25 protein-coding genes are annotated in these 24,342 nt (G+C 53.0%); 23 read left to right on the forward strand and 2 right to left on the reverse strand.

The window, feature by feature from the left end:
* Window positions 1–299 precede the first annotated feature (299 nt).
* Window positions 300–1,259 carry a 23S rRNA pseudouridine(955/2504/2580) synthase RluC gene (rluC, locus tag PMPD1_RS09265; protein WP_173636169.1) on the forward strand — a complete coding sequence of 320 codons (960 nt, stop codon included), beginning with the start codon at window positions 300–302 and terminating at the stop codon, window positions 1,257–1,259.
* 29 nt (window positions 1,260–1,288) lie between these two features.
* On the opposite strand, the gene PMPD1_RS09270 is transcribed toward rluC, so the two are convergent.
* The gene (locus PMPD1_RS09270) at window positions 1,289–1,876 is read right to left on the reverse strand and encodes a Maf family protein (RefSeq protein ID WP_173633763.1); all 588 of its coding nucleotides are present in this window, start codon (window positions 1,874–1,876) and stop codon (window positions 1,289–1,291) included.
* Between the two features lie 142 nt (window positions 1,877–2,018).
* Here PMPD1_RS09270 and yceD point away from each other — a divergent pair, with 142 nt between their 5' ends.
* From yceD to PMPD1_RS09380, 22 genes are all read left to right on the forward strand, one after another.
* On the forward strand, window positions 2,019–2,540 hold the full coding sequence (gene yceD, locus PMPD1_RS09275) for a 23S rRNA accumulation protein YceD (RefSeq protein ID WP_173633764.1): 522 nt from the start codon (window positions 2,019–2,021) through the stop codon (window positions 2,538–2,540).
* A gap of 14 nt (window positions 2,541–2,554) precedes the next feature.
* The gene (gene rpmF, locus PMPD1_RS09280) at window positions 2,555–2,725 is read left to right on the forward strand and encodes a 50S ribosomal protein L32 (RefSeq protein WP_016192161.1); all 171 of its coding nucleotides are present in this window, start codon (window positions 2,555–2,557) and stop codon (window positions 2,723–2,725) included.
* Between the two features lie 26 nt (window positions 2,726–2,751).
* Complete coding sequence (gene plsX / locus PMPD1_RS09285; protein WP_173633765.1) at window positions 2,752–3,786, forward strand: phosphate acyltransferase PlsX; 1,035 nt, start codon at window positions 2,752–2,754, stop codon at window positions 3,784–3,786.
* A gap of 6 nt (window positions 3,787–3,792) precedes the next feature.
* Window positions 3,793–4,746: a beta-ketoacyl-ACP synthase III gene (locus tag PMPD1_RS09290; protein WP_173633766.1), complete on the forward strand. Its 954-nt coding sequence runs from the start codon at window positions 3,793–3,795 to the stop codon at window positions 4,744–4,746.
* A 16-nt stretch (window positions 4,747–4,762) separates the two neighbouring features.
* The gene (gene fabD, locus PMPD1_RS09295; RefSeq protein WP_173633767.1) at window positions 4,763–5,692 is read left to right on the forward strand and encodes an ACP S-malonyltransferase; all 930 of its coding nucleotides are present in this window, start codon (window positions 4,763–4,765) and stop codon (window positions 5,690–5,692) included.
* Window positions 5,693–5,705: 13 nt separating this feature from the next.
* On the forward strand, window positions 5,706–6,440 hold the full coding sequence (fabG, locus tag PMPD1_RS09300; RefSeq protein ID WP_173633768.1) for a 3-oxoacyl-ACP reductase FabG: 735 nt from the start codon (window positions 5,706–5,708) through the stop codon (window positions 6,438–6,440).
* A 154-nt stretch (window positions 6,441–6,594) separates the two neighbouring features.
* Complete coding sequence (gene acpP, locus PMPD1_RS09305) at window positions 6,595–6,831, forward strand: acyl carrier protein (protein WP_173633769.1); 237 nt, start codon at window positions 6,595–6,597, stop codon at window positions 6,829–6,831.
* An 85-nt stretch (window positions 6,832–6,916) separates the two neighbouring features.
* Window positions 6,917–8,158: a beta-ketoacyl-ACP synthase II gene (fabF, locus tag PMPD1_RS09310; protein WP_173633770.1), complete on the forward strand. Its 1,242-nt coding sequence runs from the start codon at window positions 6,917–6,919 to the stop codon at window positions 8,156–8,158.
* A gap of 136 nt (window positions 8,159–8,294) precedes the next feature.
* Window positions 8,295–9,092 (forward strand): aminodeoxychorismate lyase, encoded by a 798-nt coding sequence (pabC, locus tag PMPD1_RS09315; protein ID WP_173633771.1) that lies wholly within the window; start codon window positions 8,295–8,297, stop codon window positions 9,090–9,092.
* A gap of 15 nt (window positions 9,093–9,107) precedes the next feature.
* Window positions 9,108–10,130: a cell division protein YceG gene (gene yceG, locus PMPD1_RS09320; RefSeq protein ID WP_173633772.1), complete on the forward strand. Its 1,023-nt coding sequence runs from the start codon at window positions 9,108–9,110 to the stop codon at window positions 10,128–10,130.
* Window positions 10,120–10,755 (forward strand): dTMP kinase, encoded by a 636-nt coding sequence (gene tmk, locus PMPD1_RS09325; RefSeq protein ID WP_173633773.1) that lies wholly within the window; start codon window positions 10,120–10,122, stop codon window positions 10,753–10,755. The genes yceG and tmk overlap by 11 nt, the downstream gene beginning before the upstream one ends.
* Entirely contained in the window at window positions 10,752–11,747 is a 996-nt protein-coding gene (gene holB / locus PMPD1_RS09330; RefSeq protein ID WP_173633774.1) for a DNA polymerase III subunit delta', read from the forward strand. The genes tmk and holB overlap by 4 nt, the downstream gene beginning before the upstream one ends.
* Before the next feature lie 11 nt (window positions 11,748–11,758).
* Complete coding sequence (locus PMPD1_RS09335; RefSeq protein ID WP_173633775.1) at window positions 11,759–12,550, forward strand: metal-dependent hydrolase; 792 nt, start codon at window positions 11,759–11,761, stop codon at window positions 12,548–12,550.
* Window positions 12,551–12,850: 300 nt separating this feature from the next.
* On the forward strand, window positions 12,851–14,284 hold the full coding sequence (gene ptsG, locus PMPD1_RS09340; RefSeq protein ID WP_173633776.1) for a PTS glucose transporter subunit IIBC: 1,434 nt from the start codon (window positions 12,851–12,853) through the stop codon (window positions 14,282–14,284).
* A 219-nt stretch (window positions 14,285–14,503) separates the two neighbouring features.
* Entirely contained in the window at window positions 14,504–14,854 is a 351-nt protein-coding gene (hinT, locus tag PMPD1_RS09345) for a purine nucleoside phosphoramidase (protein WP_173633777.1), read from the forward strand.
* 20 nt (window positions 14,855–14,874) lie between these two features.
* Window positions 14,875–15,243, forward strand: coding sequence for a YcfL family putative periplasmic lipoprotein (locus PMPD1_RS09350; RefSeq protein WP_173633778.1), 369 nt, complete (start codon window positions 14,875–14,877; stop codon window positions 15,241–15,243).
* A 41-nt stretch (window positions 15,244–15,284) separates the two neighbouring features.
* A complete protein-coding gene (gene lpoB, locus PMPD1_RS09355; RefSeq protein ID WP_435529733.1) occupies window positions 15,285–15,848 on the forward strand; it encodes a penicillin-binding protein activator LpoB in 564 nt (187 codons plus the stop codon).
* Window positions 15,832–16,671, forward strand: coding sequence for a thiamine kinase (thiK, locus tag PMPD1_RS09360; RefSeq protein WP_173633780.1), 840 nt, complete (start codon window positions 15,832–15,834; stop codon window positions 16,669–16,671). Before lpoB ends, thiK begins: the two co-directional genes overlap by 17 nt.
* A gap of 37 nt (window positions 16,672–16,708) precedes the next feature.
* Window positions 16,709–17,755: a beta-N-acetylhexosaminidase gene (gene nagZ, locus PMPD1_RS09365; protein ID WP_173633781.1), complete on the forward strand. Its 1,047-nt coding sequence runs from the start codon at window positions 16,709–16,711 to the stop codon at window positions 17,753–17,755.
* A gap of 36 nt (window positions 17,756–17,791) precedes the next feature.
* Entirely contained in the window at window positions 17,792–18,334 is a 543-nt protein-coding gene (gene ycfP, locus PMPD1_RS09370) for an alpha/beta hydrolase YcfP (RefSeq protein WP_173633782.1), read from the forward strand.
* A gap of 242 nt (window positions 18,335–18,576) precedes the next feature.
* Window positions 18,577–19,881: an NAD(P)/FAD-dependent oxidoreductase gene (locus tag PMPD1_RS09375; protein ID WP_173633783.1), complete on the forward strand. Its 1,305-nt coding sequence runs from the start codon at window positions 18,577–18,579 to the stop codon at window positions 19,879–19,881.
* Between the two features lie 229 nt (window positions 19,882–20,110).
* Window positions 20,111–20,653: a glycine zipper 2TM domain-containing protein gene (locus PMPD1_RS09380; RefSeq protein ID WP_173633784.1), complete on the forward strand. Its 543-nt coding sequence runs from the start codon at window positions 20,111–20,113 to the stop codon at window positions 20,651–20,653.
* A 92-nt stretch (window positions 20,654–20,745) separates the two neighbouring features.
* Here the strand turns inward: PMPD1_RS09380 and mfd are convergent, their stop codons facing one another.
* Window positions 20,746–24,192 (reverse strand): transcription-repair coupling factor, encoded by a 3,447-nt coding sequence (mfd, locus tag PMPD1_RS09385; protein ID WP_173633785.1) that lies wholly within the window; start codon window positions 24,190–24,192, stop codon window positions 20,746–20,748.
* Between the last annotated feature and the right edge of the window lie 150 nt (window positions 24,193–24,342).

Below are 24,342 nucleotides of genomic sequence, written 5' to 3' on the forward strand. Positions count from 1 at the left end.
CAACTCGAATTATTTAGGGTATATGTGCCATCCGGCAAAATTCTCTATTTCGCTATTTTCTTACTACCACAAGGCAGATTGCGAAAAACATTAGCATTATTCCATTGCTAACCTTGTTATAGCAAGGTGACTTTTCTCGCCTTGTGAACTTTATTCCGGCTTTCAGACCGCTTTTCATCAGGGTTTCCTGCCGGGCGGATAAAAAACCTTCATAATGTTCATTTATATCAGGCTAACTGTCAGTTAAGCACAGAAAAAGAGGTGGCGCTATGACACCTCTCTATTTAGAATCGCCGACCATGAAAACCAATACGCCATCCGTACACATTGTCGCCATCTCTGCTGATGAAGCAGGGCAGCGCATCGATAACTTTTTGCGCACGCAACTTAAAGGCGTGCCGAAAAGTATGATTTACCGCATTTTGCGTAAGGGCGAAGTGCGGGTGAACAAAAAACGCATCAAGCCTGAATATAAGCTGGTTGCCGGGGACGAGGTCCGCATTCCGCCGGTGCGTGTTGCCGAGCGCGAGGAAGAGGCGGTGTCGCCGAAGCTGGCAAAAGTGGCGGCGCTATCTGCGGCAATTATCTACGAAGATGATTATCTGCTGGTGCTAAATAAGCCCTCAGGCACAGCGGTACACGGCGGCAGCGGCCTAAGTTTTGGCGTGATTGAAGGATTGCGCGCCCTGCGTCCTGAGGCACGCTTTCTCGAGCTTGTGCACCGTCTCGACAGAGACACCTCCGGTATTCTGCTGGTGGCGAAAAAACGCTCGGCGCTGCGTTCTTTGCATGAACAACTGCGTGAGAAAGGGATGCAAAAAGATTACTTGGCGCTGGTGCGGGGTAATTGGCCTTCTCATCTGAAAACGGTGCAGGCGCCGTTATTGAAAAATATTTTACAAAGCGGCGAGCGGGTGGTGCGCGTTAACAGCGAAGGGAAACCTTCGGAAACGCGTTTCAAAGTGGAGGAGCGTTATGCGAACGCCACGCTGGTTAAAGCCAGCCCGGTGACGGGACGAACGCACCAAATTCGTGTCCATACGCTACATGCCGGTCACCCCATTGCCTTTGATGATCGATATGGCGAGCGTGAGTTTGACGGCCAGTTAGCCGCAACCGGGCTTAAGCGTCTGTTTCTGCATGCCGCAGCGTTAACCTTCACACATCCGCACAGCGGCGAGACGATGCGTCTTGAGGCGCCGTTGGATGCGCAATTAAAACATTGCCTTGCGGTCTTGCGTAAGCAATCAGGCACCTAACGGCGCGGAAAGCCACGCCGTTAGGTTGGTCAGGCGCTCAACAATGGATTGATGCCCGCCTGACGTAACAGTTCGCAAAGCGCAATCAGCGGCAAGCCAACTAGAGTATTGGGGTCACGACCTTCGAGCCTTTCAAACAGCGTAATACCTAAGCCTTCGCTTTTAAAACTGCCGGCGCATTGCAGTGGTTGCTCTTTTTCGATATAGGCGGCGATTTCCGCTGCGGTCAGTGAGCGGAAATGAACGGTAAAGGTTTCACAAAGAGAAAACAGTTGTTGCGTTTGCGCAGAATAGAGCGCTAACCCGGTATAAAAAATAACGGCGCGCCCACTGGCGGCGCGTAATTGCGCAGCGGCATTTTCAATGGTATGTGGCTTGCCGGTTATTTTTCCCTCTAATACACACACCTGATCGGAGCCAATTAACCAACCGGTTGGAAATCGCCCGGCAAGCGCCTGTGCTTTGGCGCACGCCAGGCGCTCGACCAGGTGTGGCGCGTGTTCTTCCGGATAAGGCGTTTCATCTACCTCGGGCGCGGCGGTAATAAATGGTAGCCCCAGTTTATTTAGCAACGCCTGACGGAAGGGGGAAGTTGAAGCTAAAACTAATTGTGTCATAATTTTTTACGGAATAGATAGCGAATCGGATAAAGGCATTTTAAACTGTGCGCCGCACTGGATGCGAATAATGGGTGAAAGATGCTGTAAAACGGCCTTTTTCTTTGACTCTACGTCGTTACAAAGTTAATATGCGCGCCCTATGCAAAAGGTAAAATTACCCCTGACGCTTGATCCGGTTCGTAGCGCTCAAAAACGTCTTGATTATCAGGGCATTTATACACCTGAACAGGTGGAGCGTGTCGCCGAGTCAGTTGTCAGTGTGGACAGCGATGTTGAATGTACTTTATCGTTCGCGGTCGACAATCAACGTCTTGCGGTACTGGAAGGTACGGCAGATGTCGCGGTTACGTTGTCGTGCCAGCGTTGCGGGAAGCCATTTCCGCATCATGTTCACATAACGTATTGTTTTAGTCCGGTCGCCAATGAGGCGCAGGCTGAAGCACTACCGGAAGCGTACGAGCCTATCGATGTCGATGACTTTGGCGAGATCGATTTGTTGGCAACGATTGAAGATGAAATCATCCTCGCGTTGCCGGTCGTTCCGGTTCATGATTCTGAACACTGTGAAGTGTCCGAGGCGGACATGGTCTTTGGCAAATTGCCTGAAGAGGCGGAAAAACCAAACCCATTTGCCGTATTAGCCAGTTTAAAGCGTAAGTAATAGGAGTAAGGTCCATGGCCGTACAACAGAATAAACCAACCCGTTCCAAACGTGGCATGCGTCGTTCTCACGATGCGCTGACCACCACCACTCTTTCCGTAGATAAAGTTTCTGGCGAAACGCATCTGCGTCACCACATCACTGCGGATGGTTACTACCGCGGTCGCAAGGTCATCACTAAGTAATTCTTGCGGCTCAGCCGGCGATTACTTTGACACGTTTGACCCTGGCGATAGATGCCATGGGCGGGGATTTCGGTCCTCGCGTGACAGTGCCTGCCGCAATGCAGGCACTGGCCTCTCATTCGCAACTGCATCTTCTTCTGGTCGGCGATCCCGACAAAATCACGCCATTACTTGCTAAAGCTGATTCCGCCGTAACGGGGCGTCTGCAGGTTATCCCTGCCGAATCGGTTATCGCCAGTGATGCCAAACCTTCTCAGGCGGTTCGCAATAGTCGCGGCAGTTCAATGCGTATTGCGCTGGAGTTGGTGAAAGAAGGCCATGCGCAAGCATGCATTAGCGCGGGTAATACCGGTGCGCTGATGGGGCTGGCGAAACTGCTATTAAAACCGCTGGACGGCATTGAGCGCCCGGCGTTGATGACCGTGTTGCCGCATCAGCAAAAGGGCAAAACGGTGGTGCTTGATCTCGGTGCCAATGTCGAAGCCGATAGCGCAATGCTGGTGCAGTTCGCCATCATGGGCGCGGTGATGGCGGAAGATGTGTTAGCGATCGCTAATCCACGTGTGGCGTTGCTAAATATTGGTCAGGAAGAGACCAAAGGTTTAGATAGCATTCGCGATGCGGCGGCAATATTAAAGGCCTCTACGGAAATCAACTATATTGGTTACGTCGAAGGTAATGATTTACTTACTGGTAAAACGGACGTTTTGGTTTGTGACGGTTTCACAGGCAATGTTACGCTAAAAACCATGGAAGGCGTGGTAAGGATGTTTCTTTCTCTGTTGAAATCACAGGGCGAAGGTAAAAAAAGGGCGTGGTGGCTAAAACTACTGGGCCGCTGGATACAAAAACGTCTGGCGCGCCGTTTTGGGCACCTCAACCCCGACCAGTACAATGGCGCCTGTCTGTTAGGATTGCGTGGAACAGTGATCAAGAGTCACGGTGCGGCCAACCAACGTGCGTTTGCTGCAGCGATCGAACAGGCAGAGCAGGCGGTGCGGCGGCAAGTTCCGGAACGGATTGCTGCCCGCCTTGAGGCTGTATTACCCAAGAGTGATTGAGCGTACATGTATACGAAGATTATCGGTACGGGCAGCTATTTGCCCGCTCAGGTGCGGACTAACGCCGATCTGGAAAAAATGGTTGAAACGTCGGACGAGTGGATTGTCACCCGCACCGGCATTCGCGAGCGTCGCATTGCTGGCCCGGATGAAACCGTGGCGAGCATGGGCTTTCATGCCGCAGAACGTGCGCTTGAAATGGCGGGTATCGACAAAAGCGATATTGGCTTAATCATCGTCGCCACCACCTCCTCAAGTCATGCATTCCCCAGTTCGGCGTGCATGGTCCAACAAATGCTCGGCGTAACGGATTGCGCGGCGTTTGATTTGGCCGCCGCTTGCGCAGGGTTTACCTATGCGCTCAGCGTGGCCGACCAATATATTAAAAATGGTGCGGTGAAACATGCGCTGATCATCGGCGCGGATGTGCTGGCGCGTACGCTGGATCCTAACGATCGCGGCACCATTATTCTGTTCGGCGATGGCGCAGGCGCGGTTGTGCTGGGTGCCAGTGAAGAGCCGGGCATCATTTCGACGCATTTGCACGCCGATGGGCGTTATGGTCAATTACTGACCTTGCCGTATCAGGATCGCGCGCAGCAAGATCAGCCCGCTTACCTCACCATGGCTGGGAATGAAGTCTTCAAAGTTGCGGTCACCGAGCTGGCCCATATCGTGGATGAAACCCTGCAAGCGAATAATCTTGACCGTGAAATGCTGGATTGGCTGGTACCGCATCAGGCTAACCTGCGCATTATTAGCGCTACCGCAAAAAAACTTGGTATGGGTATGGATAAAGTAGTGGTCACTTTAGACCGCCACGGTAATACCTCTGCGGCCTCGGTGCCGGCAGCACTGGATGAAGCGGTACGTGATGGCCGCATTAAACCCGGCCAGCTTATTCTACTCGAAGCGTTTGGCGGCGGTTTCACCTGGGGTTCAGCGTTGGTTCGTTTTTGATTAACGGGAATTAATAATGACTAAATTTGCGATGGTATTTCCGGGACAAGGTTCGCAAACTACCGGCATGTTGGCTGAACTGGCCGCTGAGAACCCGGTGGTAGAAGCCACCTTTCGCGAGGCTTCCGCGGTGCTGGGTTATGATCTGTGGCAATTAACGCAACAGGGGCCGGCCGAAGAGCTGAACAAAACCTGGCAAACTCAGCCAGCGCTGCTGGCGGCGTCGGTGGCGATTTACCGCACCTGGCACCAAAAAGGCGGCCCGGCACCGGTGATGATGGCGGGTCATAGCCTCGGTGAGTATTCCGCGCTGGTTTGCGCTGGCGTGATGGATTTTGCCGAAGCGATAAAACTGGTTGAGTTGCGCGGTAAGCTGATGCAGGAAGCGGTTCCGGAAGGAACCGGCGCGATGCAGGCGATTATTGGGCTGGATGATGCGGCTATTCAGCAGGCGTGTGATGAGTCTGCGCAAGGCCAGGTGGTTTCTCCGGTGAACTTTAATTCGCCGGGCCAAGTGGTGATCGCCGGTAATAAAGAGGCCGTTGAACGCGCGGGCGCGGCATGTAAAGCCGCTGGTGCAAAACGGGCATTGCCATTGCCGGTAAGCGTTCCCTCTCACTGTGCGCTGATGAAACCGGCTGCGGATAAACTGGCGGCGGCGCTGGAAAAAATAACGTTCCACGCACCAGCTTTCCCGGTAGTGAATAACGTGGATGTGAAGTGCGAAACCACGCCGGAAGCAATCCGCGATGCGTTAGTGCGGCAATTGTACAATCCGGTTCGCTGGACGGGTTGTGTTGAATTTATGGCGGCGCAGGGCGTGACTTCGCTGCTGGAAGTTGGTCCGGGCAAGGTCTTGACCGGTCTGACAAAACGTATTGTTGACACCCTGACAGCGGCGGCGGTGAATGATCCTGCTGGTCTGTCAGCGGCGCTTGAACAATAACACGAGGAAAAACATGAGCTTCGAAGGAAAAGTCGCGCTGGTTACCGGTGCATCTCGCGGCATCGGTCGCGCCATTGCGGAAACGTTAGTGGCGCGCGGTGCGAAAGTCATTGGGACGGCAACCAGCCAAAACGGCGCTGATGCGATTAGCGCATATTTGGGTGATAGCGGAAAGGGGCTTGCGTTAAACGTGACCGATCCGGCTTCCATTGAAAGCGTTTTAGAAAATATCCGCACAGAATTTGGCGAAGTGGATATTTTGGTCAATAATGCTGGCATTACGCGTGATAATCTTCTGATGCGTATGAAGGATGATGAGTGGCAGGATATTCTTGACACTAATCTGACTTCGGTATTCCGCCTTTCTAAAGCGGTAATGCGCGCAATGATGAAAAAACGTGTGGGTCGTATCATTACCATTGGTTCTGTGGTTGGGACCATGGGAAATGCGGGTCAAGTAAACTACGCGGCAGCAAAAGCGGGTTTAATTGGCTTCAGCAAGTCACTGGCGCGTGAAGTTGCGTCACGTGGCATTACCGTTAACGTCGTGGCGCCTGGTTTCATTGAAACCGACATGACGCGTGCGCTGAGCGATGATCAGCGTGCAGGCATTCTGGCGCAAGTACCTGCGGGCCGCCTTGGCGACGCGCAGGAAATCGCCAATGTCGTGGCATTTTTAGCCTCTGACGAGGCAGCGTACATCACTGGTGAGACGCTGCATGTCAATGGCGGAATGTATATGGTCTAATAATCGCGAAAATTATTTGCGTTATTTGCGGTAAAAGCCGCAAAATAGCGTAAAATCGTGGTTTGACCAGCCGGGATTTAGTTGCATCTTTTTCAACATTTTATACACTACGAAAACCATCGCGAAAGCGAGTTTTGATAGGAAATTTAATAGTATGAGCACTATCGAAGAACGCGTTAAGAAAATCATTGGCGAGCAGCTTGGCGTTAAGCAGGATGAAGTTGTTAACACTGCCTCTTTTGTAGAAGATCTGGGCGCTGATTCTCTTGATACCGTTGAGCTGGTAATGGCTCTGGAAGAAGAGTTTGACACTGAGATTCCGGACGAAGAAGCTGAGAAAATTACTACCGTTCAGGCTGCTATTGATTACATCAATAACCATCAGGCCTAATGAACACTATCAGGCGGTCGCACGACCGCCTGAGTTTTTAGTACGTCCCACATAGTGTCAATCTTTCCCTCCCTGGAGGACGAACGTGTCTAAGCGTCGTGTAGTTGTGACCGGTCTTGGCATTTTGTCTCCTGTCGGCAATACCGTAGAGTCTACCTGGGGTACTCTCCTTGCCGGTCAGAGTGGCATTGGCCCGATCGACCATTTTGATACTAGTGCCTACGCAACGCGTTTTGCTGGCTTAGTAAAGAATTTTAATTGTGATGATTTCATCTCGCGTAAAGATCAACGCAAGATGGATGCTTTCATTCAATATGGTGTTGTTGCTGGCATTCAGGCCATGCAGGATTCCGGTCTGGAAGTAACCGAAGAAAATGCGGATCGCATTGGCGCGGCTATTGGTTCAGGTATCGGTGGGTTGGGGCTCATTGAAGAGAACCATACCTCATTAGTACAGGGCGGGCCGCGCAAGATTAGCCCTTTCTTTGTTCCTTCGACCATTGTCAACATGGTAGCCGGTCATCTGACTATTATGTATGGACTGAAAGGCCCGAGTATCTCAATTGCAACGGCGTGTACGTCCGGCGTACACAACATCGGCCATGCGGCGCGTATGATCGCCTATAATGATGCCGATGCGATGCTGGCAGGCGGCGCGGAAAAAGCCAGTACGCCACTGGGCGTAGGTGGGTTTGGCGCGGCGCGCGCGCTTTCGACGCGTAATGATAATCCGCAGGCGGCGAGCCGTCCGTGGGATAAAGATCGCGACGGTTTCGTGCTTGGCGACGGTGCCGGTATTCTGGTGCTGGAAGAGTACGAGCACGCGAAAAAACGCGGCGCGAAAATTTATGCAGAAATCGTCGGCTTTGGTATGAGCAGTGATGCCTACCATATGACATCACCGCCGGAAAACGGCGCGGGTGCGGCGTCGGCGATGGCAAATGCGTTGAAAGACGCGCAGCTCTCTGCGGAACAGATTGGTTACGTTAACGCTCACGGGACGTCGACTCCGGCGGGCGATAAAGCGGAAGCTCAGGCGGTTAAATCGATCTTTGGCGCGGCGGCGAAAACCGTGATGGTTAGCTCAACCAAATCCATGACCGGCCATCTGTTAGGCGCGGCGGGCGCGGTCGAGTCAATCTATTCGATTTTGGCTTTACGCGATCAGGCTGTGCCGCCAACCATCAATCTGGATAATCCGGATGACGGTTGTGACCTTGATTTTGTGCCGCATACCGCGCGTCAGGTCAAAAATCTGGAATATACGCTGTGTAACTCTTTCGGCTTTGGCGGAACCAACGGTTCGCTGATTTTCCGTAAAGTGTGATCGCGGCTGGTATGACTCCGAGGCTCGCTACGTGCGGGCCTTTTTTATATCTCTGGTAATTCGCTCCCACATTCAGATGATTCTCTCCCGCCTGGCAGGTAATCTGAGCAAAGACCCACGCTAATAGAAGGTAAACATGGTTTGGATCAACGGTGAAGCACGCGATAGTCTGGCGGCGAATGACCGGGGTGTGCAGTTTGGCGATGGATGTTTCACCACTGCGCGTATCCGTGATGGCGGCGTAGCGTGGCTGGCGGCGCATCTGGCGCGCTTACAGGAGGGATGCCGCCGTTTGGCGATCGCCAACGTTGCGTGGCAGAAACTGGAACAAGAGATGCAAATGGCCGCCAGCACCCGCCAGGAAGGCGTGTTAAAGGTGATTCTGACGCGCGGCAGTGGTGGGCGAGGGTATAGTAGCGCCGGTTGTCAGCAACCGACCCGCATCATTTCACTGGCGGATTATCCTGCCCACTACCATCAATGGCGCGAAACCGGTATTCGTCTGGCAACCAGCCCGGTAAGGCTGGCGATAAATCCGCTGTTAGCGGGTATCAAACACCTGAATCGGCTTGAACAAGTGCTGATTCGCACGCAGCTTGAGCAGACGGGCGCGCAAGAGGCGCTGGTGCTTGACACTAACGGTAAGCTGGTGGAATGCTGTGCGGCAAATTTATTCTGGCGGAAAGAAAAGTCGCTATTTACCCCGCGGATTGATGGTGCAGGCGTTAATGGCATTATGCGGCAACATATCCTTAGGCTGGCGCCGCAATATGGGTTTCGTTGCGAAGAAGTGAGCGCCGATCCTACGGCGTTGGCCGAGGCGGAAGAGGTCTTGGTTTGCAATGCGCTAATGCCGGTGTTGCCGGTTTGTCAGATTGACGAACAGCGGTTTACCGATCGCCAGTTTTTTCACCTGATAAGTTCGCATTGTTAATTACATGGAATGCACATGAGCAGGAAAAAGAAAGTTGTCGCTGGCGCGCTGGTGGTAGTCGCGCTGCTCGTTGCCGCCTGTTACTGGAAAGTTCGTCAGTTTGCGGCCTCGCCATTAGCCATCGACCAGGAAACCATTTTTACCCTCCCGACCGGGACCGGGCGTGTCGCGCTGGAAGCGCAGCTCGAAAGCCAGCACATCATTACAAAAGGCCCATGGTTTAGCTGGCTATTAAAGCTCGAACCGGAGCTGGCGAAGTTCAAAGCCGGTACCTATCGTCTGGATAAGAACATGAGTGTCCGGCAAATGCTGCTGCTGCTCGCCAGTGGTAAAGAAGCCCAGTTTCCGATTCGTTTTGTCGAGGGAACACGTCTGCAAGAGTGGTTAGCATCGCTACGTAACGCGCCCTATATCAAGCACACCTTAAAAGATGATAGTTTCTCGACCTTGGTGGCGGCGTTGAATCTCGACAAATCGCACTCTCCGGAAGGCTGGTTTTATCCCGACACTTATCTGTATACCGCGAATACTACCGATGTCGCATTATTGGCCCGGGCTCATCGCCGGATGGTGAAGCTGGTGGATGAAACGTGGCAAAATAAGCTGCCGGATTTACCGTATAAATCTAAAGATGAGCTGGTCACGATGGCCTCGATTATTGAAAAAGAGACTGCGGTCAGCGATGAACGGGAAAAAATCGCCTCGGTATTTATTAACCGCCTACGCACCGGCATGCGGTTACAGACGGATCCGACGGTAATTTACGGCATGGGAGAACACTATAACGGTTCTCTGACACGGAAAGATCTCGAAACGCCGAGCGCCTGGAATACTTACATCATTACCGGGTTACCGCCAGGGCCGATTGCCGTGCCGGGTAAGGCTTCGCTTAATGCGGCAGCGCATCCGATTAAGAGTAATTACCTCTACTTTGTTGCCGACGGAAAGGGCGGCCACACATTCACCACCAATCTGGCTAGCCACAATCGGGCCGTCCAGGCGTACCGACTGGCGCTGAAGGAAAAGAATGAAAAGTAAGTTCATTGTGATTGAAGGGCTCGAAGGGGCGGGGAAGACTACCGCGCGTGATTGCGTGGCAGCCGTTTTGCGTCAGCATGGCGTCAATGAACTGGTGATGACGCGCGAACCGGGCGGAACGCCGCTAGCGGAAACGTTGCGCAATCTGGTGAAGCAGGGCGTTGATGGCGAGTTGTTGACCGATAAAGCAGAATTGCTGATGCTGTATGCCGCGCGAGTGCAACTGGTTGAAACGGTGATTAAACCAGCGCTGGCGCGTGGCGCGTGGGTATTAGGCGATCGTCACGATCTCTCTTCTCAGGCGTACCAGGGCGGAGGCCGCGCAATTGACCCGCAATTAATCAGCACCTTGCGCGATACCGTGCTTGGGGACTTTCGCCCGGATTTAACCCTCTATCTGGATGTGACGCCAGAGATTGGTTTGTCGCGTGCGCGTGCGCGTGGCGCGTTAGACCGGATTGAGCAAGAATCGCTTAACTTTTTTATCCGTACGCGAGCCCGCTATTTAGAACTGGCGGCGGCCGATCCCACGATCAAAGTAATTGATGCCACGCAAGATATTGCCTCGGTGACAGCGTCACTTACACATACCATGCAACAGTGGCTGGCGGAGCAGGCCGGATGAATTGGTATCCGTGGCTAAACCAGCCCTATCGTCAGATCATCACTCAACATCAGGCCAATCGCGGTCACCATGCGCTGCTGGTCCATGCGCGTGCCGGTTTGGGCGATGATGCGCTGGTCTGGGGGCTGAGCCGCTGGTTACTCTGCCAACGTCGTGATGGACTAAAAAGCTGTGGCGAATGTCACGGCTGTAAGTTAATGCTGGCGGGAACCCATCCCGACTGGTATCGGCTCGAAGCCGAAAAAGGTAAAAATGCGCTGGGTATTGATGCGGTGCGCAGCGTCAACGAAAAACTTTGGCATCACGCGCAACAGGGCGGTGCCAAAGTGGTGTGGCTGCCGGATGCGGCACAATTAACCGAGGCGGCGGCTAATGCCTTGCTGAAAACCCTTGAAGAACCACCGGCACAGACTTGGTTTTTCCTGAGTTGCCAGCAGCCTTCTCGTTTACCGGCAACCCTACGTAGCCGTTGCCTGACGTGGACATTGTCGCCGCCGGATGAGGCGCAAAGCTTGGCCTGGCTGCAAAAGCAGGTTGGCGTATCCACGGTGGATGCGACCAGTGCGTTACGTTTAAGCAGTGGCGCGCCTGGCGCGGCGCTGGCGTTGCTGGATGATAAAGTCTGGTCTCAACGTCAGGCGCTGTGTGAAGCGTTAATGCGCGCGCTGCATGGCGATGTGATGGCGCTGTTACCGCTCTTCAATCATGATGATGTCGCCAGGCGTATTGGCTGGTTATGTTCGCTGTTAGTGGATGCCTTAAAATGGCAACGTGGCGGGCAGCCGTTTATTGCAAATGTCGATCAGCAGCCGCTCCTTGAACAATGGGCGCTACGCTTACCTGCCGCCGCACTCGATAAAAGTTTGCGTCAGTGGATGGCGTGTCGCGATCAATTACTTCACGTTGTCGCGGTAAATCGGGAACTGTTATTAACCGGCCAACTACTGGCTTGGGAACAGATTGTCCAGCCGACGGCAACGTCTTCGCTTTAAAGAGAGTATGTATGTTCTTAGTTGATTCCCATTGCCACCTTGATGGCCTGGATTATGACAACCTCCATCGCGATCTGGATGATGTCATTGCAAAAGCGGCGGCACGCGATGTGAAATTTATGCTCGCCGTCGCTACCACGTTACCAGGGTATAAAGCCATGACCACCTTAATTGGTGAGCGGCCAAACGTCGCCTGGTCTTGCGGCGTTCATCCGCTGAATCAGCAGGAAGAGTGGGATTTTGCTGAGCTACGCCAGTTGGCGGCGGGCAAGCGTGTTGTCGCCTTGGGGGAAACCGGGCTGGATTATTATTACCAGCAAGAAACCAAAGCCCGGCAACAGGCTTCATTCCGTGAGCATATCCGGATTGGGCGTGAATTAAACAAACCGGTTATCGTGCACACGCGTGACGCGCGTGAGGATACGTTAGCTATTCTGCGAGAAGAGCAGGTAGAGGGGTGCGGCGGCGTTCTGCACTGTTTTACTGAAGACCGGGAAACCGCCAGCAAACTGCTGGATATGGGGTTCTATATCTCCTTTTCCGGCATTGTCACCTTCCGTAATGCCGATGCGTTACGTGATGCTGCACGCTTCGTCCCACTGGATAGAATGCTGGTAGAAACCGATTCGCCTTATCTGGCGCCGGTTCCGTATCGCGGGAAAGAGAACCAGCCCGCCTACACGCGTGATGTTGCGGAGTACATGGCGGTAGTAAAAGGGGTCGAGCTGGAAATGCTGGCGCGCGCGACCACCCAGAACTTCTCCGACCTGTTCCACATTCCGTTGTCGCAGTTGGGCGCTTAGCCCATTCATTATTTATTTTACCTCTCGTAATTAATCCCTAAAAATCGTAAAGTGCACCGCCGCAAATCGGTCGGTGCCGCTGTATTTTGGTAAAAAAATCGCCGTTTTGTGAAAAATTATGCGCGGTAAACGCCGTTTGTTAGGCGAAACGTGATTGCCATCAAACAAAAATCAGCGGATTTATTTTACCCTTCGTAATAAATCTAAAGAGCGCTATGACGCTCCAGTGGCAAAAGAACCTCCCTCTTTTGCTTGCGCATTGCGCAATAAGAAAGCACTCATACTCAGGAGCTCCACACTATGTTTAAGAATGCCTTTGCAAACCTGCAAAAGGTGGGTAAATCGCTAATGCTTCCGGTTTCGGTTTTACCGATTGCCGGGATTTTGCTGGGCGTAGGTTCAGCAAATTTTAGTTGGTTGCCGTTAGTTGTTTCGCATGTGATGGCGGAAGCAGGCGGTTCGGTGTTTGCCAACATGCCGCTGATCTTCGCGATTGGCGTTGCGCTTGGTTTTACCAATAACGACGGTGTCTCGGCACTGGCATCGGTGGTCGCCTACGGCATTATGGTGAAAACCATGGCGGTGGTGGCACCGTTGGTGCTGCATTTGCCTGCCGCAGAAATCGAGGCTAAACACCTTGCTGATACCGGCGTCTTGGGTGGGATTATCGCCGGCGCCATCGCGGCTTATATGTTTAACCGGTTCTATCGTATTAAACTCCCTGAGTATTTAGGCTTTTTTGCCGGTAAACGTTTCGTACCGATCATTTCAGGTCTGACCGCTATCGTGCTGGGCGTGGTGCTCTCCTTTATTTGGCCGCCGATTGGTACCGCCATTCAGGATTTCTCACAGTGGGCAGCGTATCAGAACCCGGTGGTGGCGTTTGGTATCTACGGCGTGGTTGAACGTTCGCTGGTACCGTTTGGCTTACACCATATCTGGAACGTTCCTTTCCAAATGCAGATTGGCGAGTTTACTAACGCAGCGGGCCAAGTGTTCCACGGCGATATTCCGCGCTATATGGCAGGTGACCCAACCGCAGGTAAACTCTCTGGTGGCTTCCTGTTTAAAATGTACGGACTGCCGGCTGCCGCCATTGCAATCTGGCACTCAGCAAAACCGGAAAACCGCGCCAAAGTGGGCGGGATCATGATCTCTGCGGCGCTGACCTCGTTCCTGACCGGGATTACCGAACCTATCGAGTTCTCCTTCATGTTCGTGGCGCCAATCCTTTACGCGATCCACGCTATTCTGGCTGGCCTGGCATTCCCAATCTGTATTCTGTTGGGTATGCGTGATGGCACTAGCTTCTCGCACGGTTTGATCGACTTTATTGTCCTGAGTGGTAACAGCAGCAAAATTTGGCTGTTCCCGATTGTCGGTGTTATTTACGGCCTGATCTACTACACCGTTTTCCGGGTGCTGATTGCGAAACTGGATCTGAAAACGCCGGGTCGTGAAGAGAGCACCAGCGAGCAAGCGGCAAGCTCTGCCAATGAAATGGCGGAAAAACTGGTTAACGCCTTCGGTGGTAAAGCGAACATTACCAACCTCGACGCTTGTATTACCCGTTTACGCGTCAGCGTGGCAGACGTGGCAAAAGTTGACCAGGCAGGTCTGAAAGGGCTTGGCGCGGCAGGCGTGGTGGTTGCAGGCTCTGGCGTACAGGCAATTTTTGGTACCAAGTCAGATAACCTGAAAACGGAAATGGATGACTACATTCGCAATAACTAATCCTTAGCGAAGGTGGTTAAAAAAGGTTCATGTTATTACATGGACCTTTTTTTTTATCTGCTTTGTCAGTGGGCCAATCGGTGGGGGGGTAGCGGCGTGAATTTGTCGTGGCGAATGCCGGATGCGCTCTCACGAAAAGAAAACCGGCTTGCCGCTTGAAGCAAAACGATTTTTTCGCGCATACTGCAGTAACTTATCTCTCCACTAAGGACGGACATCATGGCTGAAGAAACCATTTTTAGTAAAATTATCCGTGGCGAAATTCCGGCTGATATTGTTTATCAGGATGACTTGGTTACCGCCTTTCGCGATATCTCTCCTAAAGCGCCAACCCATGTGCTGATCATTCCCAATGTGGTGATTACCACCACCAACGAGGTGCAGCCGGAGCATGAACAGGCGCTGGGGCGTCTGTTTACCGTGGCGGCAAAAATTGCCAAACAAGAAGGCATTGCGGAGGATGGCTACCGTCTGATCGTTAATTGTAATCGACATGGCGGCCAGGAGGTTTACCATATTCATATGCACTTGGTGGGCGGTCATCCGCTGGGGCCAATGCTTTCTCATTGATTAATGCGGGTAAATTCGCCATGCGCGCGCTTCTGTACGTTCTTCCGTTCCTGTTAGCGTTAACCGGCTGTAGTAGTGATAAGCCGATGATTAACACTTCGCAATCGCTGGTGATGGAATCGTCGGTGCTTTCTGCCGGTATTGTGACCGACGAACCGGCCCTTTCTGAGGAGGAAGGGCAGCAGCGTGCGTCCAGCGTCCTGTACAATCAGCAGGAAAAACCGGTCAAGGTACACTATCGTTTTTACTGGTACGACGATAAGGGGTTGGAAATCCATCCCTACGAGCCGCCGCAAACCGTTGTGGTGCCCGCGCATGCAAAAATTGAAATTGCGTCGCAAATCGGTAACCTGACCGCCAGCAAAGCGCGACTTTATCTCTATTTGTAAGGGGAATATTTGTGTCCAGCAGTCTAAAACTCTCCGGTGTGATGTTACTGGCGTTGATCTTAAGCGGCTGTATCACGCACCAACAGCAAGAATCCACGCCAGCACCTGTTGAGCCGGCACAGCCGAGCGAACCGGTTCAACCGCCGCCGCAGCCACAGCCGGGTGAAAATGTCCCGCCGCCGCCGAAAATGAAAACCCTCAATTGGGATGCCAGCGTTCAACCGCTGGTGGCGCAAATGCTGAAAGCCGATGGCGTGACACCGGGGAGCGTGCTGTTAGTTGATCGGATTAAAAACAGTACCAACGGTAGCCTGCAAACCGCCAAAGCAACGGCGTCGCTGCAAAATGCGCTCGCCAATAATGCCACCTTTACGTTAGTGACGCCGCAACAATTGAATCAGGCTAAGCAGACGTTGGGGTTGTCGCCGGAAGATAGCCTGACTTCGCGCAGCAAAGCGGTTGGTTTAGCCCGTTACGTTGGCGCGCAATATGTGCTGTATAGCAGCGCGGAGGGCGATGTGAAATCGCCAGAGCTGCAAATGCAGTTAATGCTGGTCCAAACCGGTGAAATTATTTGGTCAGGACACGGTGACGTACAAAACTGATCCTGTTTTGCGGCGTTTAATTGCGCAACATCACCCGGCGGCTTCGGCCGCCGGTTCTTTTTTACCGCAGGCCGGGTTAACCGGCTTAACGCTAAAAGTCAGTCTGGCCGGGCAACACTGGCTGGCGCGGCGAGAAGCGCCGTCGGTCGTTCCCTTTGTTAACCGTCGGCGTGAACAGCGTATTTTACAGCGCTTAGCGCCAGCCGGGCTGGGGCCACGGGTCTACGGTTATACTGCGCCGTGGCTACTGCTTGAATGGTTGGATGGCGAAACGCTCTCGGCGGCGGCGTTGACCGCGCGTTTGCCGGAGTTGGTCGCGCTAATCGGTCAGCTACATCACCAGCCGCTGAGCGGTTACCGTCTGCATCTGTTGCCGCTGCTGGAAACCTACTGGCAACTGTGTCGACAACGCAGCGTTGGCTGGCTGCGGGCGTTGCGTACCTTGCGGCGTCAGGGGGAACCCCGACCACTGCGGCTGGCGCCCCTACATATGGATATTCATGCCGGAAACGTCGTGGATAACCAGCACCGCCTGCAATTGATCGATTGGGAATACGCGGCGGATGGCGATATTGCGCTCGAACTGATGGCTTTGTGCCTGTCAAACGCCTTAACCGATGCGCAATGTACGGCGGTGGTTCATCAATACGCGCGCGATAACCAGCTAGCGGTTGAAGCGCTCCGGCGGCAGATGACGCGGTGGCGGCCCTGGCTACGGGTGCTGATCGCGAGCTGGTATCAACTGCGCGCCGAGCAATCTGGCGATATGACTATGATAAGCTACGCGGCAGAGGCCTGGCGGCGGGTTGACCTGCGAGATTAATGACGTACATACGGTGTGTTAGAGAAGGAGTGACAAAATGGAAAATTCGATGCCCGGCCCGGTAATGCTGGATGTTGAGAGCTACGAGCTGGACGCCGAAGAGCGTGAGATTTTGCAACATCCGCTGGTGGGCGGGCTGATTTTATTTACCCGTAACTACCACGATCCGGCGCAGTTGCAGGAGTTAATTCGCCAGATACGTGCCGCATCGCGCAGTCGTATTGTGGTAGCGGTCGACCAAGAGGGAGGCCGCGTGCAACGTTTCCGTGACGGCTTTACTCTTTTGCCAGCGATGCAATCCTTCGCCGCGCTGCATGATGCGCAGAAAGCGGGCGAACTGGCACAGATGGCCGGTTGGTTGATGGCGGCGGAAATGGTGGCTATCGATATCGATATTAGCTTTGCGCCGGTGTTAGACATTGGTCATATCAGCGCCGCGATTGGCGAGCGATCTTTTCATGAAGATCCGGCGATTGCGTTAACCTTAGCGCGTCGTTTTATCGCCGGCATGCACGAAGCGGGGATGAAAACGACCGGTAAACACTTTCCTGGTCACGGTGCGGTTAGCGCCGATTCTCATAAAGAAACGCCGCGTGACGGACGCGATGAGGCCACCTTACGCGCGCATGACATGCAAATATTCCGCGCGCTGATCGCAGAACATCAGTTGGATGCCATCATGCCCGCACATGTTATCTATACTGAGGTTGATCCCCGTCCGGCGAGCGGGTCGCCACACTGGCTGAAGACGGTATTGCGCGGCGAACTCGGTTTTGACGGTGTGATCTTCTCGGATGATTTGTCGATGGAAGGTGCGGCGATCATGGGCAGCTACGCCGAACGGGGGCAGGCCTCGCTTGAGGCCGGGTGCGATATGATCCTGGTGTGCAACAACCGGGCGGGTGCGGTTAGCGTGTTAGATAATCTGTCACCGATCAAAGCCGGGCGCGTGAGTCGGCTATATCATCAGGGGGCATTTACGCGTCAGCAACTGCAGGCGACAGCGCGTTGGAAAGCGGCTAATCGTGAGTTAAGCGCGCTACAGGCAGACTGGCTGGCCTATAAAGCGTCGGGTAACGCCTAGCTTACCCGGCAATGACCATCCGCGGTGAGGATAACGATGATCATTTATCTGCATGGTTTTGATTCCAACAGTCCGGGTAACCATGAAAAGGTCCTGCAACTGCAATTTATCGACCCGGATGTACGGTTGCTCAGCTACAGCACTCTACATCCAAAACATGATATGCAGCATTTGTTAAAGGAAACCGACAAGATGCTGCAATTAAATGTGGACGATCGCCCGCTAATTTGCGGCGTCGGGTTGGGCGGTTACTGGGCGGAACGGATTGGCTTTCTGTGTGATATTCGGCAGGTCATATTTAATCCTAACCTGTTTCCGCAAGAGAATATGGCAGGAAAAATCGACCGGCCAGAAGAGTATGTGGATATTGCCACCAAGTGCGTCAGTAATTTTCGTGAAAAAAATCGCGACCGTTGCCTGACTATTTTGTCACGTAATGATGAGGCGTTAGATAATTGTCGGACCGTCGGCGAGTTGCATAATTTCTACGAAATTATTTGGGATGAAACCCAGACGCATAAATTTAAAAATATCTCACCACATCTTCAGCGCATCAAAGCCTTTAAAACCTTAGGGTGACCTCTGTTTAACCTTTCTCTTCTTGATGCGGGCTTGCCCGCATTTTCTCGCTCTAACCGCGGCTAAGACGGGACTATTCCGAGTTTGAATAACATAAATTGATCTACATCAATTTTGGTATGACCAACTGACCTTGTCGTGTTATTCTGCCCCCAGAACGTAATTTATCTTCGCCAACCCTATGTTAATTAAGGCTATTTTTAACTTTTAATTAACGATTGGTTCACATTTAAGGGGGTCGTTTGACTACACCATTGAAGAGAATAGTTATTGTCGGCGGCGGCGCTGGCGGGCTTGAGCTAGCGACACAACTTGGTCATAAGTTGGGCCGTAAAAAAAAGGCAGAAATTACGCTGGTTGACCGTAACCACAGCCATTTATGGAAGCCGTTGCTGCATGAAGTCGCTACCGGTTCGCTGGACGAAGGGATTGATGCGCTGAGCTACCTTGCCCATGCCCGTAATCATCATTTCCAGTTTCAGCTTGGGACGTTGACCGATATTGACAGCGAGAGTAAGAGCCTGCAATTGGCGGAAATTCGTGATGCGCAAGGTGAGATTTTAGTGCCGGCGCGTGCGCTGGCTTATGACACGCTGGTGATGGCGTTAGGCAGCACCTCAAACGATTTCGGTACGCCGGGCGTGAAAGATCACTGCATTTTCCTTGATAATCCGCATCAGGCGCGGCGTTTCCATAATGAAATGTTGAACCTATTCCTGAAGTTTTCCGCCAGTGAAACCAAGGAAGATAAAGTCAATATCACGATTGTTGGCGGTGGCGCAACCGGCGTTGAGCTCTCGGCTGAATTACATAATGCGGTCAAACAACTGCATAGCTATGGTTATAAAGGGTTAGACAATCAGGCGCTTAATGTGACGCTGGTGGAAGCGGGCGAAAGAATTTTGCCCGCCTTGCCGCCGCGCATCTCTGCTGCCGCGCATCAGGAGTTGACCAAGCTCGGCGTGCGGGTATTAACGCAAACCATGGTCACCAGCGCGGAAAAAAACGGACTGCATACTAAATCTGGCGAGTTTATCAATGCGGACTTGATGGTTTGGGCGGCGGGTATTAAAGCGCCGGACTTCATGAAGGAGTTAGGCGGCCTGGAAACCAACCGAATTAACCAGTTGGTGGTGAAAGAGACGCTGCAAACCACCCGGGATGATGATATTTACGCTATCGGTGATTGTGCCTCCTGTGCTTTACCTGCCGGGGGTTTTGTTCCGCCGCGGGCGCAATCCGCGCATCAGATGGCATCGCGCGCGTTGGAGAATATTCTGGCGCAAATGAAAGGTCACAGCCTAAAAGCGTATGTCTATAAGGATCATGGTTCACTGGTTTCGCTGTCACGCTTCAGTACTGTCGGGAGCCTGATGGGGAATTTGATGAAAGGCTCGATGATGGTAGAAGGCCGCATCGCGCGTTTTGTGTATATCTCGCTATATCGTATGCATCAAATTGCGTTGCACGGCTATTTTAAAACCGGGTTAATGATGCTGGTCGGCAGTATTAACCGCGTTATACGCCCACGTCTGAAGTTGCATTAACTGCTTTTAAGGCGACGGCCGCGTCGCCGCTATCGTTCAGAAGACTCCGAAAAGATTTACTTATACCTGAATTACGTTATTTATTCCTTTTATCTGATTGCCGCGCTTCGCTCGGTTGAGCAAAATTTTCCTTAATTACCACGGCGCGTCGCGCACGCCGAGTATGCCGTGACTGCGATGGAAAACGCAGAGGGCAAGAATGCGCGGTAACACTTCAGGAGGATTTCCTGTGAATAAATCAATGTTAGCGGGTATAGGTATTGGCGTTGCGGCAGCGTTAGGTATTGCCGCAGTGGCAAGTATGAACGTATTTAACAGCGGCCCGCAATACGCTCAGGTGCTCTCGGCAACACCCATTAAAGAAACCATTAAAAATCCACGTCAGGAGTGCCGTAATGTCACGCTCACGCATCGTCGTCCGGTGCAGGATGAAAACCGTCTTGCCGGCTCGGTGCTGGGTGCGGTAGCAGGCGGTGTGTTAGGTCATCAGTTTGGTGGCGGACACGGACGTGATGTGGCTACCGTCGCCGGTGCGTTGGCGGGCGGATATGCCGGTAATCAGGTGCAGGGCGGTTTACAAGATCGCGATACTTACACCACCAATGAGCAACGGTGTAAAACCGTCTACGACAAGCAGGAAAAAATGCTTGGTTACGATGTCACGTATAAAATTGGCGATCAACAGGGGAAAATTCGGATGGATAATGACCCCGGTACGCGGATTCCGCTCGATCATAATGGTCAGTTAGTATTGAACAGTAATCAGGCCTAACTAGCCTAAATTATTGGCAAAGTGGGTTTGGGTGTTGACGGGTTAAGGGGAAATTCAACTTTCCCCTTAACAATCCCACGAGCCGCAGGTTCTCACGCCGCCGCATGCTCCACCATCTGATCAATAAAATCACTCACCCACTGCATCCGCGTTTTGCGATCGGACAAGTCACGAATAAACTTCAACCGTGTTGGCCCATCTAGTCGCCAGTGCTGCGGCTCTTTTTGCAGTAAGCCAATCAGCCAGCTCGGATCGACATGGTTTTTTTCAGCAAACTCAACAAACCCGCCTTTTTCACTGCCCTCAATGCGCCGCACCCCGATTTTTTGCGCATGCTGGCGCAACATAGCGATGTCCAGCAGATTACGCGCCGCATCGGGCAGGTTGCCGAAACGGTCGATAAGCTCAACGCGCAGTTCATCCAGTTCGCTGTCTCCCTGCGCGCTGGCGACCCGTTTATAAAATGACAGCCGCGTATTGACGTCGGGAATAAAATCCTCAGGTAAGAGTGCCGGCATACGGAGCTCGATCTCGGTCTGGCTATTGGTCAGATCCTCCAGCGAGGGTTCGCGTCCCTCCTTAAGGGCATCAACCGCGTTTTCCAGCAACTCCATGTACAGTGAAAAACCAATGGTTTCCATTTGACCACTCTGGTCTTCGCCCAACAGCTCGCCCGCGCCGCGAATTTCCAGGTCGTGGGTGGCCAAGGCAAACCCGGCGCCAAGATCTTCCAGCGAGGCAATCGCTTCCAGACGTTTATGGGCATCGGTGGTCATCGCTTTTGGATGCGGCGTCAGCAACCAGGCATACGCCTGATGATGCGAACGCCCAACGCGCCCGCGTAATTGATGTAATTGTGCGAGGCCAAAATGGTCGGCGCGCTCAATAATAATGGTGTTCGCCGTAGGAATATCGATGCCGGTTTCAATAATGGTGGTGCAGACCAACACATTGAAACGCTGATGGTGAAAATCATTCATCACCCGCTCCAGTTCCCGTTCGCGCATTTGACCATGACCAATGGCGATACGGGCTTCTGGCACTAACTCCGCGAGGCGTTGCGCGGCCTTTTCGATATTTTCAACATCGTTATACAGGTAATAGACCTGCCCGCCGCGTAACACTTCACGTAGAATGGCTTCACGGACCACCAGGCTGTCATACTCGCGAACAAAGGTTTTCACCGCTAAACGACGCGCGGGCGGCGTGGCAATAATGGACAGATCGCGCATGCCGCTCATCGCCATATTTAACGTGCGCGGAATAGGCGTCGCGGTCAGCGTCAGAATATCCACATCGGCGCGCATGGCTTTAATGCGTTCTTTATGGCGCACGCCAAAACGGTGTTCTTCATCAACGATTAATAGCCCTAAATCGCGCCATTTAAGGTCACTCATCAGTAGCTTATGGGTTCCGATAAGGATATCTACCTTACCTTCACTGGCCTGTTCCAGCACTTGCGCCTGCTCTTTGGCGCTGCGAAAACGTGACAACATTTCAATGCGTACCGGCCAGTTAGCGAAACGGTCACGGAAGTTGTCGAAATGCTGCTGTGCCAGCAGAGTGGTCGGCACCAGAACCGCCACCTGCTTATTATTTTCTACCGCAAGGAAGGCGGCCCGCATGGCCACTTCGGTCTTCCCAAAGCCAACATCGCCGCAGACCAGGCGATCCATCGCCAATGGTTGGCACATATCACTCAGCACGGCATTAATCGCCTGGGCTTGGTCCGGCGTGGTTTCAAACGGAAAGCTTTCGCAAAAGAGTTGGTATTGTTCGCGGTCATGCTTAAAGGCAAAACCCGCTTTAGCCGCGCGTTGGGCATAAATATCCAGCAACTCGGCCGCCACATCACGCACTTTTTCCGCCGCTTTTTGGCGCGCGCGCGTCCACACATCGCTGCCCAATTTGTGCAACGGCGCATTTTCATCGGCGCCGCCTGCGTAACGGCTGATAAGGTGTAACGATGAAACCGGTACATAGAGTTTGGCGTCATTGGCGTAGGCCAGCATCAGGTACTCTGCGGTGATGCCGCCGGTTTCAAGCGTGGTCAGGCCAATGTAACGACCAACGCCATGCTCCAGATGTACAACCGGCTGGCCCGGATGCAATTCGGCAAGGTTACGGATCAGCACATCAGGATTAATGGTACGGCGATTATCCTGGCGGCGACGGCTCACGCGCTCACCGAGCAAATCGCTTTCACAAATCAATGCGCGTTGGCGTAAGCCATCAATAAAGCCGCGCTCACTGGCGCCAATCATCAAATAGTGACCGCGCGCCGTGGCATCATTAAGACGAGCGATGCGTTGCGGCTGCACCTTAATACGCGCCAGTAACTCTTGTAACGTTTCACGGCGGCCTTCGCTCTCAACCGAGAAGATGACCGGCCCGTCAAAGGTTTCCAGAAAACGGCGTAAATTATCCAGCGGCGCTTTGGCTTGCGCTTGTACCGAGAGATCCGGCAATGACTGATAGCCGAGGTTGGCGGTAGCGGCTTTTTCCGCCAGCGTATCGGTTTTTAACTGCACGCGTGGCCAGTTTTTCAACTCACTAAACAGTGCATCGGTACGCAGCCATAGCGTTTCCGGTGCTAACAGCGGGCGCATCGGATCAACCCGGCGGCTCTCAAAACGCGCCGAGACATCCTGCCAAAAACGGTCGGCGCTGGCTTCCAAATCGCCAGTATTGACCAACAAGGTATTCTTCGGCAGATAGCTAAAAAGAGTCGATAAGGGTTGTTCGAAAAACAGCGGCTGCCAATATTCGATTCCGGCGGGTAACGTGCCTTTACTGACCTGCTGGTAAACATGTTCGGCTTCACGTCGCACGTCAAAATGCTCGCGCCACTGGCTGCGGAACAGTTCTATTGCCGCTTTATCGGTAGGAAACTCATGGGCGGGCAGCAGATTAATGGCGCTGACTTCTTCCAAAGTGCGCTGCGAGTCGACATCAAACAGGCGCAAACTGTCAATTTCATCATCAAAAAAGTCAATGCGGTAGGGTTGTTCACTGCCCATTGGGAACAGATCGAGCAACGCGCCGCGTGTCGCATACTCGCCATGTTCCATAACCTGGTCGACGTGGCGATAACCGGCCTGTTCAAGCTGGTCACGCAACCTGTCGCGTGCCAGGTTTTGCCCCTTTTGCATTACCAGCGCATGCCCGTGCAGAAAACTGTGCGGGCATACCCGTTGCATCAACGTGTTCACCGGCATAATCAAGATGCCGCTCTTGAGCGTAGGAAGCTGATACAGCGTAGAAAGACGCGAAGAAATAATATCCTGGTGTGGGGAGAAACTATCAAACGGTAGGGTTTCCCAGTCAGCGAGGCTGGTTACCGGCCAGGAGGTAAATTGGCGGATTTCATCCTGTAGGCGCAGTGTGGTTTGCATATCCGGCGCGATAACCAGTACCGGCCCGCGGTGGCGTTCGACAATTTCCGCGCATTCAACGGCGCAGGCGGCGCCGGTTAACTGACCGAGCTGCCGTTGCTCTGCGGCACCGACAGGCAGAGAATAGCGAGTCTGTTCTGGCATAGTCGTTTTGACGGTCTCTACATTATTTTCCAGGCCGTAATGATTCCACAGAACGCGGCAGGGATCATCAGATGACGTAAGCTTTTTACCGGACAACACGATTATTTGTTTGTTCACCGTACCGAAAGTGCGACCCGGTAGTGAGAACCG

The sequence above is a fragment of the Paramixta manurensis genome (assembly GCF_013285385.1).
GTDB lineage: Bacteria > Pseudomonadota > Gammaproteobacteria > Enterobacterales > Enterobacteriaceae > Paramixta > Paramixta manurensis.

Coding starts and splice junctions, on each gene's coding strand:
- rluC (WP_173636169.1), top strand. CDS start 300: ATGAAAACCAATACGCCATCCGTACACATTGTCGCCATCTCTGCTGAT.
- PMPD1_RS09270 (WP_173633763.1), bottom strand. CDS start 1,876: ATGACACAATTAGTTTTAGCTTCAACTTCCCCCTTCCGTCAGGCGTTG.
- yceD (WP_173633764.1), top strand. CDS start 2,019: ATGCAAAAGGTAAAATTACCCCTGACGCTTGATCCGGTTCGTAGCGCT.
- rpmF (WP_016192161.1), top strand. CDS start 2,555: ATGGCCGTACAACAGAATAAACCAACCCGTTCCAAACGTGGCATGCGT.
- PMPD1_RS09290 (WP_173633766.1), top strand. CDS start 3,793: ATGTATACGAAGATTATCGGTACGGGCAGCTATTTGCCCGCTCAGGTG.
- fabD (WP_173633767.1), top strand. CDS start 4,763: ATGACTAAATTTGCGATGGTATTTCCGGGACAAGGTTCGCAAACTACC.
- fabG (WP_173633768.1), top strand. CDS start 5,706: ATGAGCTTCGAAGGAAAAGTCGCGCTGGTTACCGGTGCATCTCGCGGC.
- acpP (WP_173633769.1), top strand. CDS start 6,595: ATGAGCACTATCGAAGAACGCGTTAAGAAAATCATTGGCGAGCAGCTT.
- pabC (WP_173633771.1), top strand. CDS start 8,295: ATGGTTTGGATCAACGGTGAAGCACGCGATAGTCTGGCGGCGAATGAC.
- yceG (WP_173633772.1), top strand. CDS start 9,108: ATGAGCAGGAAAAAGAAAGTTGTCGCTGGCGCGCTGGTGGTAGTCGCG.
- tmk (WP_173633773.1), top strand. CDS start 10,120: ATGAAAAGTAAGTTCATTGTGATTGAAGGGCTCGAAGGGGCGGGGAAG.
- holB (WP_173633774.1), top strand. CDS start 10,752: ATGAATTGGTATCCGTGGCTAAACCAGCCCTATCGTCAGATCATCACT.
- PMPD1_RS09335 (WP_173633775.1), top strand. CDS start 11,759: ATGTTCTTAGTTGATTCCCATTGCCACCTTGATGGCCTGGATTATGAC.
- ptsG (WP_173633776.1), top strand. CDS start 12,851: ATGTTTAAGAATGCCTTTGCAAACCTGCAAAAGGTGGGTAAATCGCTA.
- hinT (WP_173633777.1), top strand. CDS start 14,504: ATGGCTGAAGAAACCATTTTTAGTAAAATTATCCGTGGCGAAATTCCG.
- PMPD1_RS09350 (WP_173633778.1), top strand. CDS start 14,875: ATGCGCGCGCTTCTGTACGTTCTTCCGTTCCTGTTAGCGTTAACCGGC.
- lpoB (WP_435529733.1), top strand. CDS start 15,285: ATGTTACTGGCGTTGATCTTAAGCGGCTGTATCACGCACCAACAGCAA.
- nagZ (WP_173633781.1), top strand. CDS start 16,709: ATGGAAAATTCGATGCCCGGCCCGGTAATGCTGGATGTTGAGAGCTAC.
- ycfP (WP_173633782.1), top strand. CDS start 17,792: ATGATCATTTATCTGCATGGTTTTGATTCCAACAGTCCGGGTAACCAT.
- mfd (WP_173633785.1), bottom strand. CDS start 24,192: ATGCCAGAACAGACTCGCTATTCTCTGCCTGTCGGTGCCGCAGAGCAA.